This window comes from Streptomyces sp. STR69 (assembly GCF_024519455.1).
GTDB lineage: Bacteria > Actinomycetota > Actinomycetes > Streptomycetales > Streptomycetaceae > Streptomyces.
On record NZ_JALJRY010000001.1, the window covers coordinates 535,972 to 550,716 of the forward strand.

Sequence of the window (14,745 nt, forward strand, 5' to 3'; positions counted from 1 at the left end):
CCAATTCCTGTGACCGGTTTGATCGAAGCGGCGGCGGGTGCGTCCAGTGCGACGGTGGCGGCGGTGACGACATGGGCGGCGCTGCTGCCGAGCCGGAGGCGAAATGCGCGGCGTCTGACGGCCGCCCGGGCCAAGCTGCGGGAGGCGGAAGCCGCGCGGCGGGACGCGGAGTCGCGCCACAGCGCCGAGACGGCGGAGCTGGACGAGATCTGCGCCCAGTGGGAGCGGCAGCTCGGACAGGCCCGTGACGAGGCCTTCGGCAGCCGGCAGTACGCGCAGCTGGTGATCGGGGAAGTCGAGCACTTCGTGGAGCGGCGGCTGCCCGCCGTGGTCCAGGAGATCCGCGGGGTCCCGGTGTTGCACCTGCCGGGGCTGCGTCACGACTCCCTTGAGGGCTCGGAGATCGCCGGACATCTCACCGCACTCGACACACTGCTGCGGAAGACCGCGGCGGACGTGCGGCGGCAGGCCGCGGAGTCGGCCGGCGCCGGTGTGCGGGTGGCCGCGGAGGAGATCCAGGCCGGCCTGACGCGGGCGCAGCGGGACATCGACGCGGCCCTCGACGCCGCCGAGGACCAGGGCGCGAGCGCGGGCGGTCCCGCCTCCCTGGCGCTGGCGAAGATCGACCACGCGGTCACGCTGGCCGGCCACACCGTGCAGCGTCTGAGGATCCTCGCCGATTCCTGGCCCGACGTGCAGCGTGCGAACTACTCGGTCCTGGAGATCATCGAGAGCGCCCGCGGGCATATCCACCACTTCGACGCGGTCGAGTACGCCTTCCAGGCCGAGACCGCCGACGTACTGGTCGAAGGCCCGATCGTCGAGCCGGTGATCATGGCGCTGACAGAGCTGCTCGACAACGCCACCGCCTACTCGGGGGAGAAGGCCTCCACCTATGCGCAGCGGGTGCGGGCCGGTATCCGTATCACCGTGGAGGACAGCGGCCTGGGCATGAGTCCGCTGCAACTGGAGCGGGCGGAGCGGGCCCTGGCCTCGGGCGGTGCGGATGTGACCGCGCTCGCCGAGCCGTTCTCGCTCGGGTTCCTGATCGTCGGCCGGCTGATGCACCGCTACGACCTGCGCGTGTCGTTGTCGCCGTCCGCCGCGGGCGGCGTCCGCGCGGATCTGCTGATCCCGGCGGAACGCCTGGCCACCGAGGCGGACGCGGACCGTCCCGCCCTCCGCGTCGGGTCGGCGCCGCCGGCTGCCCGGTTGCGGCCCGCACCCCGTCCGGTGGCTTCGGCGGCGGACACGGAGACGATCCCGGTTCCGCCGTGGTTCGGCTGGCACGAGCAGCCGATTCCGGTGTCGGCGTTCACCGCTCCGGCCGAGCCGCCCTCGCACAGCGCTCCGGCCGGGCCGCCCTCGCAGGACACGGCCGGCCCGGGTCCCGCGCACGCCCATTCGCTGCCCAAGCGGCAGCCGCGTCGTGCCCGGCCCCGCGACACGACGCCTCGACAGCACGCGCTCAGCGACCCCGAGGCGGCGGCACTCAGCCAGGGATTCGGCACTGAGAACACCGTGGAAGGGTGACTCCCGGAATGACTGGGTACGAGCACGCGACGGCCGGCACGGCCGACCTGAGCCCCCAACTCAACGCCCTGCTGGGGGAAGACGTGGTCACCGCGGTGCTCTTCTCGCGGTCGAGGGCGGTGTGATCCACCCGAACATCCAGCTCGCGCTGTCGAAGGCATGGAAGCCGACGAAGGCGCTGGAGCCGTTCCTGGCGTCCAGGGATCGCACCGTGCACCTTGATCCGGTCACCCTTCTGTCGGTCGAACCCCTGGTGACGTGCCGCGGGTTGCGCGCCGGGTCGTCACGAGGCCCAATTCCTCGAAAGAGTGCTGCATGGTCTCGAACGCCTCTGGTCACACCTATGGCCATCCCTGTCTTCCGCCCGGAACGCGGTCCGTGAAGATCGTCGTTCTCGGGGCATTCGGAGTCGGGAAAACCAGCTGTACCGGCGCGATTTCGGTCGATCGCGGAGGCCGCGATCGAGAACGCGGTCGACGCCCTGTGGGACCTCAGCGCACCGATTTCCACCGTCGCCGCCAAGTCAGGTCCATTCCTGCATTGTCCCGCCCATGTCGGCGTGCTCTTCTCACCGCGGCAGGACCGCGAGCGGAATACGTCCGGCAGGCTGGTATAGATGAAGGATGGTGTCTACCGCATGATCGGCCTTCGGCAGCTTGTGAACATACCGGAGCTGGGGCTCAGTGCGAGTTCCGGCGGCATCGCCGACCGAGAGGTCCGGTCCGTACGCCTTTTATCCGATACGGACTGGATAGGGGAGAATATCGAGAGGGTATTGATAGTCTCCGACATCAGCTTTCTGAGAGACAGTGACCGCCTGTTCTCCACTCTCGCGGGCGGTCGCGCGGCAGGTGTGGTCGTCACCGGCGCGCACTCCGACGACGCCCTGAGCACCGTGCGGGCCGGCGCCTCGCACTACGGGGTGCCGCTGCTGGCCTCCAACCGGACGCTGCACCAGTGGAAGACCGACCTGGCCGGCCGGGTCACCGAGATGAGCGTCGTCGCCCTGCAGCAGCACGCCGCCCGGCTCGGCTCACTGTTCGACCAACTCCGGGCGCCCACCGCCGACATGGTCCAGGGCATCGCCGGTCTGCTGTCGCGGGAACTCACGGCGGAGGTCGTCGTCAGTTCACGCGGGGAAATACTCGCGGCGGTCCCGGCCACGGCGCCCATCGCCCTGGCCTCGGTGCTGACGAGCCCGGACCGCCGCCAACTCACCACTCCCGCGGGCCTGTTCGCCCGGGTCGAACTCCTCGGCAACAGGCACCAGTTCCTCGCGGTCGCCCTCAAGGACCCTTTCGGGAGCGGCGAACGAGCGCTCGTCGCGCATGCGGCGGACGCGCTCACCCTGGCGTTGTCGCCGTCGGGGCGGCTGGACGAGCCGGACTTCCGGCAGGCGCTCGGTGAAATCCGCCTGTCGGTGTTCCAGTTGCTGATGACCGGTCATGTCACCGACGCCCAGCGGGTCATGGCCGCGGTGTCGCCCGGTCTGCTCGACAGCGAGGAGGCGCGGATCTTCATCATCAACTGCGGCTCCGCCCACCGCGATCTGGTCCTCGCGGAGATGGAGAAGGAGTTGGGCGACTCCACGCTCCCGGTCCGCTGTCCCGCCTACCCCGAGCACATCATCAACGTCGTTCCCGTGCACACCGAGCACGACCCCGAGCAGGAGATCGGCCGGCTTCTCACCACCTTCGACGGGGCCCGGGTCAGCGTCGGCGGCAGCAGCCCCTACCCGATGGCGAACGTGGGAGCCGCCTACACGGAGGCTCTCGAAGCGCTCGGCCGCACCGAGTACCGGACCGAGAAGATGATCGTGAACAAGGCGAAGGCCCTCGGTCTCGCCGACATCCTCCCCGCCGATCTCGCCCGGGCCTGGGCGAGCAGGGTGCTGCACCCCGTCCTGACGGCGAACGGCGGTATGCAGATCCTCAGCTCCGTGGCCATGGCGCTGGAGTTCAAGACCACCGAGGCGTCGCGCATCATCCACATCCACCGCAACACGCTCCAGCGTCGCGTCGCGAAGGTCTTCGCCGCGCTCGGCTTCGTTCCCGACCGCACCCTGGATCGCGTCGTGGTCTCGCTGGCGATCCAGATCGTCGCCACCCACGGCGCCGACCCGTCGCCGTACCGCGAGACATCGCTCGACGACGTCCTCGGCGTGGCCCCCGTCCGGGCCTGGGCGGAGAAGCTGCTGCGCCCGCTGGCGACGGACAGCCGCGACCTTCTGCGGACCGTACACACCTGGGTGCTCGCCGAGTTCGATTCCGCGGCGGCCGGAGATCGACTCCGGCTCAGCGACCGCACGATCCGCTGGCGCGTCCAGGCGGCGGAGGCGCTCTTGGAGCGGGACCTGATAACGATCTGGCCGCCGACCGACGAGGACCCGGGAGAGCAGCGCCTCGGCGGCATCCGGCCCCTTACGGTGGCCCTCTACGTGACCACGCCACCCGGCGGAGCCCGTCCGTCGCTGACCGATCCGGCGGCGGCGGGGAGCCCGGTGTCTCGGTAGGGCCAACACCCCTTACGCAGCAGGCGTGTTAACTCCGTAAAACCCGATGGAGTGGCCTCCGATACCCACGGTTGACGGTGATAGCATTCCGCCGTCTGCGACCTTGATCCACATTTGGTCAGGCCTAGAGTCTGAACGCGGTCATCCCTCCGCGTCGATCAGTCATGCAGTCCCCTGGACGGGTTGCGGATCCTTGCAAGGCGTACCCGATGACGCCTGCGTGCCACGCGCCGGGAAAGGTTTCCATGACTCAAGACGTGCTTCTTTGGTGCCTGGTTGCGATAGCGGTGACAGCCGTAGCCGCAGTCGTGGCGCTCATGCTCCGCAGCAGAGCCCTGGGGCGGAGGAAGAGGGAATCCGAGGCCGCGCTGGAGGCGCGGCTGCGCTACGCACAGGGTGAACTCGACCGCGCCCAGGCCACCTTGACCGCACTGCGGGACGAACAGGACGGTGTCATCCGCGAGGCCGAGCAGGCCGCCGAGGAGAACACCAAGTCGGTCCTCAAGGGCGCCGCCCGCTTCCTGCAGAGCCTCGCGGCCGAGCAGACCACACTGCTGGACGGGGTCCAGCGCGAGTACGGCGGCCACGCGGTCCTCTCCGACCTGATGGACATCACCCACGCCAACGCCCAGATGGCCCGCAAGGCGCAGGGCATCGCCGTCATGTGCGGCGCACCGCTGGGCCGCCGCAACCAGCCCGCCAGCGTCTACGACGTCGTCCGCAGCGCCCAGAGCCAGATCCGTAACTTCCAGCGGGTCGAGATCATGCAGCCCAGCGGCATCGCGCTGAAGGCCTCCGCCGTCGCGCCGGTCGCCCTGGCGGTGGCCGAACTCCTCGACAACGCGGCCAGTTTCTCGCAGGCGGACGCCCCGATCGAGGTCACCTTCCGGCAGGCCCAGAAGAACCTGTGCATCGTCATCGACGACGCCGGCGTCGGCATGGGCGACGAGGACCGGCAGCGGGCGAGCGCGCTGCTGTCCGGAGAGGGCCTGCCCCGGCTGTCCCAGCTGGGCACCCAGCCGAAGTTCGGCTTCCCCGTCATCGGCCTGATCGCCCGTCAGCACGGCTTCACGGTGGATGTCACCGGTGTCTCCCGGTACGGCGGCGTGCGGGCCGTCGTACTCCTGCCCGAGGAGCTGTGGACCATGGAGGAGGCCCTGCCGCCGGCCACCGAGGCGCCCGTGAGCAGCATCCGGCCGATGGAGACGGGACGGTCCGCGCGTACGGCGGGCGGCCTGCCGAAGCGTGGCTCCCGGATGTCGCCCACTGGTGTCGGCACGGGTGCGGAGCAGGCGCCCCGGCGCAGTGCCCGGCGCGGCACCGGCAGCCTGGCGGCCCTGCAGCGCGGTACGCAGTCCGCGCGCGACACGGCCTCCTTCGACATTCCGACGCCCGGAGGGTCCGAAAACGCATGAGTACAGCAGACCTGTCCTGGATGGTCCAGGACATCGTGGACAACGTGCCGAGAGCACGGCACGCCGTGGTGCTGTCCGCGGACGGTGTACCGCGCGGGTCCACGGACGATCTGACCGGCCAGGACGTGCGGACCATCTCCGCGGCCATGGCGGGGATGCAGTCGCTCAGCCGGGCCACCGCCCACTTCGCCGGACTGGCCCAGAACCGGAACTGGATCCAGACGGTCATCGAGTTCCAGCACGGCTGGGTGTTCCTGATCGGGGCCGGGCAGGGTGCCTATCTGGCCGCCGCCGCGGAGCCCGACGTCGACATGGAGCAGCTCTCGTTCCGGATGAACCGGCTGGTCTCCCGGCTGGGCAACAACCTCACGGTTCCGGCGCGGGTGACCGGAAGTGAGCCGGCCCACCCCGGGGACGGCGCCGGGGCACCGCTGGACGGCGGGGGCGGCGGGGTCTTCCTGCTCGCGGAGCTGGACAAGGCGGTGGCGTCGGTGCCGGGCGCCCTGCACGCGCTGCTGCTGGGCGCGGACGGTCTGCCGCGCGGGGCGAGTTCGGGGATCGGCAGGAACCTCGCGGACACGATCTCGGCGGCCATGACGGGCATCCACGCCTACAGCCGGGCGACCGCGCCGTTCGCGGGCGGTCAGCAGGACGACGAATGGATACAGACGGTCATCGAGTTCGAGCACGGCTGGGTGTTCCTGATCGCGGCCGGCGAGGGCGCCTTCCTCGCGGCAGCCGCCGAACACGGCTGTGACATCGAGGAGTTCACCGTACGGCTGGGCGACACGATGCCGGCGCTCACCGCCGGGTCGGCCGCCCGGGAAGGAAGGACGGGCGATGAGTGACGAACTGGACAGCGAGCTGGAGCTGACGGCTCCATTAGTCCCACTCTTCGTCATCGCGCAGGGTCGCGCGCTGCCGCGGGAGAGCGAGTACGAGCACACCACGATCATCACGGCCCAGGACGGTGCGGTGACGGCGGCCCGGACGCTCGCCCCGGAAGCCCGTACGGTCCTGGATCTGATCGCGGACGGGTTCCTCTCGGTCGCCGAGGTCGCCGCCCACACCCGGCTGCCCCTGGGCATCGTCCGCATCCTGTTGGCGCAGATGGCCGAGGACGGCCTGATCCATGTGCGCAATCCGGTGCCCCATGCCGAACGCCATGATCCCGTCCTGCTGACCGCCGTGCTCGACGGCCTGATGCGAATTCGAACCGGAGCGTAGTCCCGTGTATCTGGATCCCGACGTCTCCCGCTCCGTGAAGATCCTGGTCGTGGGCCACTTCGCGGTCGGGAAGACCACGTACATCGGAAGTGTCTCCGAGATAGAACCGCTCCAGACCGAGGAGGAGATCACCGAAGCCAGCGAGGGGCTCGACGACCTCTCCGACACCCCGGACAAGACGACCACGACCGTGGCGATGGACTTCGGGCGGCTGACCCTCGGCGAGGACCTGGTCCTCTACATCTTCGGAACCCCCGGGCAGGAGCGGTTCAAGCAGATGTGGGAGGGGCTGTCCCGGGGAGCGCTGGGGGCGCTGGTCCTGGCGGACCCCGAGCGGCTGGAGGAGACGTTCCCCGTCCTCGACCTGGTCGAGGCGTTCGGTCTGCCCTATGTCATCGGCGTCAACACGTTCGAGGGGAAGCACCAGTTCCCGCTCGACGAAGTGTGCGAGGCACTCAACATCTCCGAGAACACCCCGGTCATCCACTGCGACGTCCGGGACCAGGACTCCTCGATGCAGGCACTCATCACGCTCGTGAAGCACCTCTTGTCCTCACTCGGCTAGGAGCCAGCATGCAACAGCCCTTCGACCCGGCCGGGGCCCCGGCCGGGTGCCCCGCGCACGGCAACGTGCCGCTGTACGGGTCCGACTTCGGCTCCGACCCCGAGAACATGTACGCCCAGCTGCGGACGCTGGGGCCCAGCGCCCCGGTCGACATCGCGCCGGGCGTCGAGGTCGAGCTGGTGACCAGTTACGACGCCAGTCTCTACATCCTGCAGAACCCGACGCTGTTCGTGCGGGACTCGCGCCGCTGGAACGCCCTGAACGACGGGGAGATACCGGCGGACAGTCCGGCGCTGCCCATGATGGGCTACCGGCCCAACGCCCTGTTCAGCGACGGCGCGGCACACGCCCGGCTGCGGCAGGCGGTCACGGACAGTCTCGCGACCGTCGATCAGAGCCGGATCGTCCGGCTGACCCAGCAGTCGGCCGACTACCTGATCAGCCAGTTCAGTTCCGAGGCCATGGGGCAGGCGGAGCTGATGTCCGCCTACGCCCAGCCGCTGCCGCTGCTGGTCTTCGGTGAGCTGTTCGGCTGCCCGCCCGAACTCGGCGACCGGGTGATCGCCGGAATCACCGGCATCTTCCAGGGCACCCCGGGTGCCGACGAGACCCTGGGCGGCGCGCTCGCCGAACTGATCGCGCTGAAGCGCCGGCAGCCCGGCGAGGACCTCACCACCCGTCTGATGGTGCACTCCTCCCGGCTGACCGACGAGGAGGTGCTGCACCAGCTGGTGACCCTGCTCTCCGGCGGGACCGCGCCCCTGACGGCCTCGATCGGCACCAGTGCCGCGCTGTACCTCAGCGACGACTGGCCGAGCGGTCTGCCGGTCGAGGACGCGGTCGTGAAGACCTTGTGGAACTACGCGCCGATCGCCAACTACGCGGCCCACTACCCCACCCAGGACGTCGAGTTGGGCGAGCGGACGCTCCACACGGGCGATCCGGTCCTGATCTCCTTCGCCGCCGCCAACAACGACCCCAAGCTGACCGCGCACCGCGAACAGCTCAGCTCCAAGGCCCATCTGGCCTTCGGTGCGGGCCCGCACGCCTGCCCGGCCAAGGACCCGGCGTTCATGATCGCGGCCACGGCCGTCGAGTCCCTGCTCAACCGGCTGCCCGACGTCGAGATGCGCGTCCCCTTCAAGGAACTCGCCTGGGTCCCGGCGCCGTGGAGCCGTCAGCTGGTGACCGTGCCCATCCGCTACACCCCCCGTACGGTGCCGTCCGCGGCCAAGGCCCGCCCGGCGCGGCCGACTCCCTCTCAGGTCGCGCCGTCGGCCGCCGCCATGCCGCAGCCGGCCGGGTTCAGCCGGCCGTCGCACGCCGCTCCGAAGCCCAAGGGCGGGATGTTCAGCCGCTTCCGGGCCTGGGTGAATGGCGAGTGATGTAAGTAACCCTATGAAAGCACTGTGTTATTGGATGATTCAAACATCCCACGGGTACGGATGGCGGCTGGCAGAGAGGAGCCACCATCGTGGGAAGCGTCACGACTCCGTCCACGGACCGTCGGGCCACCATCTCCCTGTTCTCCCGTCTTCGGACGGCTGACGGGCAGGCCGATCCCTTCCCCATCTACGCAGAACTCAGGGCGCGCGGCGCAGTCAGCCCCGCGCCCTGGGGCGGTCACCTCGTGACCAGCTACGGCACCTGCGACCAGGTACTGCGCAACGGCGTGTGGATCGAACCGGACACCGCCTGGCGGGAACAACAGGGGGCGCGTACCCGATGGAGCGCCCCCTCCGCACGGGAGATCAGCCGGACCATGCCCGCGCTCAACCCTCCGGAGCACACCCGGGTGCGCCGGTCGGCCGGCTCCTTCGACCGCACCACCATCGAACAGATCGGCCGCCGGGTGAGCCAGGTCGTCGACCGGCTGCTCGACACTCTGCACGAGCGCCTGCACGCGGGAGAGGCCGACTTCTCGGCACTGGTGAGCGAGGAACTCCCGGTCGCCACCATCGGCGACTGGCTCGGGCTCCCCAGCGCGGACTGGCCCCGGCTGCGTGAACTGACCCACGACCAGGTCTTCACCCAGGAACTGCTCCCGAACGCCAGCCAGTTGGCCCGTTCCGACGCCGCCATGGTGGAGCTGCGCGCCTACTTCCTGGAGCTGATCCGGGACCGGCGCGGACACCCCGGGGACGATCCCGTCTCCCGGTGGATCCGCACCTGGGACGAGCTCGAACCGGACCGGGACAAGGCCGACGAAGCCGTCTACTTCCTCGCCCTGTTCGTCCTGCTGGCCGCCCTGGAGACGACCTCGACACTGCTGTCGACCATGACGCTCCTGCTGGTCGAGGACCCCGGCCGCTGGAGTCTGCTCGCCGAACACCCGGACCTCGTCCCCGCGTTCGTGGAGGAGACCCTTCGCTACGACCCTCCCACCCACGTCATCAGCCGGGTCGCCGCCGAGGACTGCCTCCTGGAGGGCACCGAGGTCAAGGCCGGGGAGATGGCCCACCTCATGGTGGGCGCCGCCCAGCGCGACCCCACCCGGTTCACCGACCCCGACTCCTTCACCCCCCGGCGCAAGGCGACCCATCTGGCCTTCAGTGGCGGCATCCACTACTGCCTGGGCGCACCCCTGGCCCGGCTGGAGGCACAGACCCTGCTCAGCCGCATGATCGCCCGTCTGCCGAGACTCACCCTGGTCCGCCGCCCCGCGCAGGCACCCCGGGTGGCGTTCAGGCGACTTCTGAACCTGGACGTTTCTCTGACATGAACCCGCCAATCATTTCCAGCCCGGCCGCGCCCACCCCCGTTCCTGGACCCGCGGCCGACACGGAGACCGCGCCTTCCGGCGCCCTGAGCCTGGCCCGGACCGGGTCCGTCCTCCACGTACGGCTCAATCCGTCCGCTCAGGACGACGACGTCCTGAGTTCCGCAGTCCTGGACGCGCTCATCGCCGTCCTCGACGGCCTCCACGAACAGCCCGACATCCAGATCCTGGTGCTCTCCTCCCTGGGCGAGAACTTCTGTCTGGGAGCGGACCGCCGGGAGTTCCAGGAGGCTCTGGCCGGCGATCCGACCGGGACCACGCTGCGGCTCATCGCGGACAAGGCCCACCGGCTGTGCCAGGCGCTGGAGAACACCCACGCCGTCACCATCGCCCGGCTCCACGGCAGGGTCGTCGGAGCCGGCCTCGCGCTCGCCGTCCACTGCGATCTGCGCGCGGGGGCGGACACCTGCCGCTTCCGTATGCCGGAGATCGGCCTCGGGCTCGCGCCCGCCTGGGGCGGCGCCATGGGACGTCTGATCACGGAGGCCGGTGCCGCCCGGATCCGCGAACTCATGCTCACCTGCGACGAGTTCGACGCCCCCACCGCCCACCACCTCGGGCTCCTCCACAAGGTCGCCGCCCTCGACCGGCTTGACGACGCCGTCACAGCCTGGACCAAGCCCCTCGCCCGGCGCTCCCCACAGGCACTCGTCCTGACCAAACGCATGCTCGCCGGCTACGCGAAGGCCGCCCGCACCAGCGACACCGCCCTGCTCGACGCCCACCTCCTCGCCGCTCAACTCGCCCAGCCCCGCTGAGCGGCCGGCCCGTGCCGTCCGGGGAGGGCCCACCCCGGACGGCACGGGCCTCCGCGCATTCGGCCCGGTGTCCCGGCCAACGGACCAATGCGCGTGCCGGGTGCGGTCGGTGCGCGATACACGTGGGTCATGCCTGACAACAGTGAACGTCGCTCGTCGGCCCCTGTCGTGTTCACCGGTGTCCGTCTGGTCGACGGGACCGGAGGCCCGCCCGTCGAGTCGGCGGCCGTGGTCGTGGCGGACGGCAGGTTCACCTACGCCGGGCCGGAGCACGCGAGACCCGAGCCGGACGGGGCGACAGTCGTCGACTGCGGCGGACGCACCCTGCTGCCCGGGTTCTTCGACTGCCATCTGCACTTCCTGATGGACAGCAACGCCGACTTCACCGGCAGACTGCTCACCAACCGGCCCACGGTCACCGTCTTCGAACGGGCCCGCCGCATGCGCGAAACCCTGCACGCCGGCATCACGACAGCCCGCGACCTCGGCGGCATCGACGCCGGCTACCGGGACGCCGTGGCGCTCGGCCTGATCGAGGGCCCCCGACTCCATGTCGCGCTGCGGCTGATGAGCCACACCGGCGGACACGCCGACTTCAGCATGCCCAGCGGCTACGACCCCTCGGCCCTCCTCGACACGTTCAGCGAGCTGGCCGACGATCCCGGCCAAGTCCGGCTGGCGACACGGCGGTTGCTCCGCGACGGCGCGGACGTCATCAAGATCTGCGCGACCGGCGGCGTCAACAGCCCCAGCGACCAGCCCGAGGACGAGGGCCTGACCGTGGAGGAGATCGCGACGGTCGTCGACGAGACCCGCCGGCACCGCGGCCGGCCCGTCGCCGCGCACGCACAGGGGACGGTGGGCATCAAGAACGCCCTGCGCGGCGGGGTGACCAGCGTCGAGCACGGCTACCTCATCGACGACGAAGGCATCGACCTGATGCTGGAGAAGGGCGCGTTCCTGGTCCCGACGCTGTCGACCTTCCATGTCGGGCGGGACCGCTTCACGGCCGCCGCCTACGAGAAGAAGGCCCGGCTGGCGGAGGCGGCGACGAACCGGCTGGGCGAGGCCGTGCGGCGCGGGGTGAAGGTCGCGCTCGGCACGGACGCGGGCGCCGTTCCCCACGGACGGAACCTCCAGGAGCTCGGCCACCTGGTGCGGTTGGGCCTGTCACCGCTGGACGCCATCCGCGCGGGGACCCTGACCTCCGCCCAACTGCTCGGCCTGGACGAGTCGTTGGGCACGGTCGAGGTCGGGAAGATCGCCGATGTGGTGGTGTGCGAGGGCGATCCCGTCGCCGACATCGGCCTGCTCGGGGATCCGGCGAACGTGGTGCTGGTCATGCAGGAGGGCCGGATCGTCAAGCGCGGCGCGCCAGTTGGGGCAGCGGCGTAGGCACGGTGTCCGGGTCCGCGTGGGCCGGGGGGGCTCACGCGGACCCGGGACGCCAGTCGTCCTCGCGCCGGGGGTTGGTCGCGTGGCCGTTCGCGTGGGTGCCGGAATCCCTGGCCACCCGGAACGCGGCCACCGCCCGCCGCTCCGCCTCGTCGTCCACGACGACATCGCGCAACGCGGCGCCCAGCAGGGCCGGGAAGCCGTCGCCGTTCCGCTGCTCAGTCATGTCCGTGTCCATCCGTCGGCGAACCGTCGTCCGACTCCCCCAGCGTCCTGGTGCCGGCATCCGTCACACCCTCCCCGGCGAGTTCGCGGGCCAGCCGCTTCAGTCCCCGGTAGGCCGCCGTGCGTACCGCGCCCGGGCGTTTGCCCAGGACCCGGGCGGCGGCGGGACCGTCGAGGCCCACGACGACGCGGAGCAGGACCGCTTCCGCCTGGTCGCGGGGCAGGCCACGGACCAGGTCGAGGGCGTGTTCGGTGGAGAGGGACTCCAGTGCCTGGTCATGGGTGCTGTGCGGACCGGGGAGTTCGAACACGTCCTGTTCGAGGGTGGCCGACCGGGGCCGTACCCGCTGTCTGCGGAGGTGGTCGAGTGCCCGGTGCCGGGCGATGGTCGCCGTCCAGCCGCGGAAGCCCGCCCCGTCGCCCCGGAAGCGGCCGAGGTCGCGAGCGATCTCCAGCCAGGCGTCGGACGCCACGTCCTCGGCCTCGTCGCCGACCAGCCCGCGCAGATACCCGAGCAGCCCGGGCTGCACGATCCGGTACGCGACCGCGAAAGCACCGTCGTCGCCCTCCTGGGCGCGCGCGACAGCGGCACCCAGTTCCCCGTCGTGCGCGTGCCCGCGGCGGGGCTCGCCTGTCTGGCCCAAGGACTGTCCTCGTCCGTACGTCCCACGTGACGTACCGAGTTCGCGAAGAATCCGTACCGGGCGCGGCGGTCCCCCGCACCCCCCATCGCCATCAGCGCCGGGCCTCACAGAAGTGTCACAGCGTCCGCGCCGCACGGAGGAGCCCGCGTCCGGCCGCCCCTCGATCCCGAACCCGTCGCCCTAAAGCGTTGTGTCCACCGGCTGTTGGGGCGTCTCCGCCGCCACCGCGCCCGGGGCGGGCACCCGGTCCGCGTTCACCAGGACGCCGGCGATGAGCGCGGCGAGCAGGATCGAGCCCATCGCCCACCAGGTGGCGACGTTGAAGCCGTGCACCGCGGCCTTCGCCTCCAGCAGCTGCTTGTTCACACCGGGGCCCGCGTGGGCGGTGGCGTAGCGCGCGGTGACCGTGGCGGCGATCGTGTTGAGGAGGGCGGTGCCGATCGAACCGCCCACCTGCTGGGCGGTGTTGAAGGTGGCGGAGGCGGCGCCGGAGTCGCGCGGGGCGACGCCTCCGGTGGCCAGGGACACCGAGGTCATCATCGCCGTACCCATGCCGAGGCCGAGCATCAGCATGCCGGGCAGGATGTACGTGGCGTACGCGGGCTCCACCCCGACCTGGGCGATCAGTGCGAGCGCGCCCGCCGCGATCAGCAGGCCCGGGACCATCAGGGTGCGCGGCGGAACCTTGTACAGCAGCCGGGCCGCGACCTGCGTGGAACCGGTGATCATGCCGACGGTGATGGGGAGATAGGCGACGCCCGTCCTGACCGGCGAATAGCCGAGGACGCGCTGCATGTAGTAGGTGAGGAAGAGGAACACGCCGAACATGCCGATGGTGACGAACAGGATGGTGAGGAACGCCCCGACCCGCTGACGGTCCTTCACCACCGACATCGGCAGCAGCGGAACCCGTGCCCGGGTCTGCCAGAACCCGAAGGCGCCGAGCAGGACGACACCGGCGGCCAGCAGGCTCAGGACGAGTCCGTCGCCCCAACTCCTCGACTCCGCCTCGGAGAAGCCGTACACCAGCGTGAGCATGCCGAGGGAGCCGAGCAGCGCGCCGGGGATGTCGAGGTGGGCCTCCGGGTGCCGGGAGCTGTCGCTGAGCAGCACCCAGGCGCCGGCGAACGCGACCAGCGCGATGGGCACGTTGACGTAGAGGCACCAGCGCCAGTCCAGGTACTGGGTGAGGAAGCCGCCCGCGAGCAGCCCAACTGCCGCGCCCGCGCCGACAATTGCGCCGAACACTCCGAAGGCCTTGCCGCGGTCCTTCGGGTCGGTGAACGTCGTCGTGAGCAGCGACAGCGCGGAGGGTGCCAGCAGCGCGGCGAAGACTCCCTGCAGCGCCCGGGCGCCGAACAGCATCCCCTGGTTGGCGGCGGCACCGCCGAGCGCGGACGCGGCGGCGAAGCCGATCAGCCCGATCATGAAGGTGTTCTTGCGGCCGGCGAGGTCGGCGATCCGGCCGCCGAGCAGCAGCAGTCCGCCGAAGGCGAGGGTGTAGGCGGTGATGACCCACTGCCGGTTCCCGTCCGACATCCCCAGGTCGGTCTGGGCGGACGGCAGTGCGATGTTGACGATGGTCATGTCGAGGACGACCATCAACTGCGCGAGCGCGATGACGACCAGCGCCCACCAACGACGGTTGTCGGCCATATACCCTCCCCGTTCCGGCAGTTGCCCTCATCGTCC

At 70.6% G+C, this 14,745-nt stretch carries 13 protein-coding genes; 10 read left to right on the plus strand and 3 right to left on the minus strand.

The features are described from left to right. The first annotated feature begins 9 nt into the window (after positions 1-9). The 10 genes from OC490_RS02520 (at position 10) to OC490_RS02565 (ending at position 12,184) form a co-directional block, all read left to right on the plus strand. Positions 10-1,533, plus strand: coding sequence for a hypothetical protein (locus tag OC490_RS02520; RefSeq protein WP_262056067.1), 1,524 nt, complete (start codon positions 10-12; stop codon positions 1,531-1,533). Between the two features lie 775 nt (positions 1,534-2,308). Continuing rightward, complete coding sequence (locus OC490_RS02525) at positions 2,309-4,045, plus strand: helix-turn-helix domain-containing protein (RefSeq protein ID WP_262056068.1); 1,737 nt, start codon at positions 2,309-2,311, stop codon at positions 4,043-4,045. Positions 4,046-4,362: 317 nt separating this feature from the next. After that, a complete protein-coding gene (locus OC490_RS02530) occupies positions 4,363-5,460 on the plus strand; it encodes an ATP-binding protein (RefSeq protein WP_262056069.1) in 1,098 nt (365 codons plus the stop codon). A gap of 20 nt (positions 5,461-5,480) precedes the next feature. Next, the gene (locus OC490_RS02535; protein ID WP_262056310.1) at positions 5,481-6,308 is read left to right on the plus strand and encodes a roadblock/LC7 domain-containing protein; all 828 of its coding nucleotides are present in this window, start codon (positions 5,481-5,483) and stop codon (positions 6,306-6,308) included. Next, positions 6,301-6,687: a DUF742 domain-containing protein gene (locus tag OC490_RS02540; protein WP_262056070.1), complete on the plus strand. Its 387-nt coding sequence runs from the start codon at positions 6,301-6,303 to the stop codon at positions 6,685-6,687. The genes OC490_RS02535 and OC490_RS02540 overlap by 8 nt, the downstream gene beginning before the upstream one ends. 4 nt (positions 6,688-6,691) lie before the next feature. Next, entirely contained in the window at positions 6,692-7,252 is a 561-nt protein-coding gene (locus OC490_RS02545; RefSeq protein ID WP_262056071.1) for a GTP-binding protein, read from the plus strand. A gap of 8 nt (positions 7,253-7,260) precedes the next feature. Beyond that, positions 7,261-8,637, plus strand: a complete 1,377-nt coding sequence (locus tag OC490_RS02550; protein ID WP_262056072.1) for a cytochrome P450 — start codon at positions 7,261-7,263, stop codon at positions 8,635-8,637. A gap of 89 nt (positions 8,638-8,726) precedes the next feature. Beyond that, entirely contained in the window at positions 8,727-9,974 is a 1,248-nt protein-coding gene (locus OC490_RS02555; RefSeq protein ID WP_262056073.1) for a cytochrome P450, read from the plus strand. After that, on the plus strand, positions 9,971-10,789 hold the full coding sequence (locus tag OC490_RS02560; protein ID WP_262056074.1) for an enoyl-CoA hydratase/isomerase family protein: 819 nt from the start codon (positions 9,971-9,973) through the stop codon (positions 10,787-10,789). Before OC490_RS02555 ends, OC490_RS02560 begins: the two co-directional genes overlap by 4 nt. A 129-nt stretch (positions 10,790-10,918) precedes the next feature. Further along, positions 10,919-12,184 carry an amidohydrolase family protein gene (locus OC490_RS02565; RefSeq protein WP_262056075.1) on the plus strand — a complete coding sequence of 422 codons (1,266 nt, stop codon included), beginning with the start codon at positions 10,919-10,921 and terminating at the stop codon, positions 12,182-12,184. Between the two features lie 34 nt (positions 12,185-12,218). On the opposite strand, the gene OC490_RS02570 is transcribed toward OC490_RS02565, so the two are convergent. The 3 genes from OC490_RS02570 to OC490_RS02580 form a co-directional block, all read right to left on the minus strand. Further along, positions 12,219-12,410, minus strand: coding sequence for a hypothetical protein (locus OC490_RS02570; protein WP_262056076.1), 192 nt, complete (start codon positions 12,408-12,410; stop codon positions 12,219-12,221). Continuing rightward, positions 12,403-13,053 carry an RNA polymerase sigma factor gene (locus OC490_RS02575; protein ID WP_262056077.1) on the minus strand — a complete coding sequence of 217 codons (651 nt, stop codon included), beginning with the start codon at positions 13,051-13,053 and terminating at the stop codon, positions 12,403-12,405. The genes OC490_RS02570 and OC490_RS02575 overlap by 8 nt, the downstream gene beginning before the upstream one ends. A 180-nt stretch (positions 13,054-13,233) precedes the next feature. Next, a complete protein-coding gene (locus OC490_RS02580; protein ID WP_262056078.1) occupies positions 13,234-14,709 on the minus strand; it encodes a DHA2 family efflux MFS transporter permease subunit in 1,476 nt (491 codons plus the stop codon). Between the last annotated feature and the right edge of the window lie 36 nt (positions 14,710-14,745).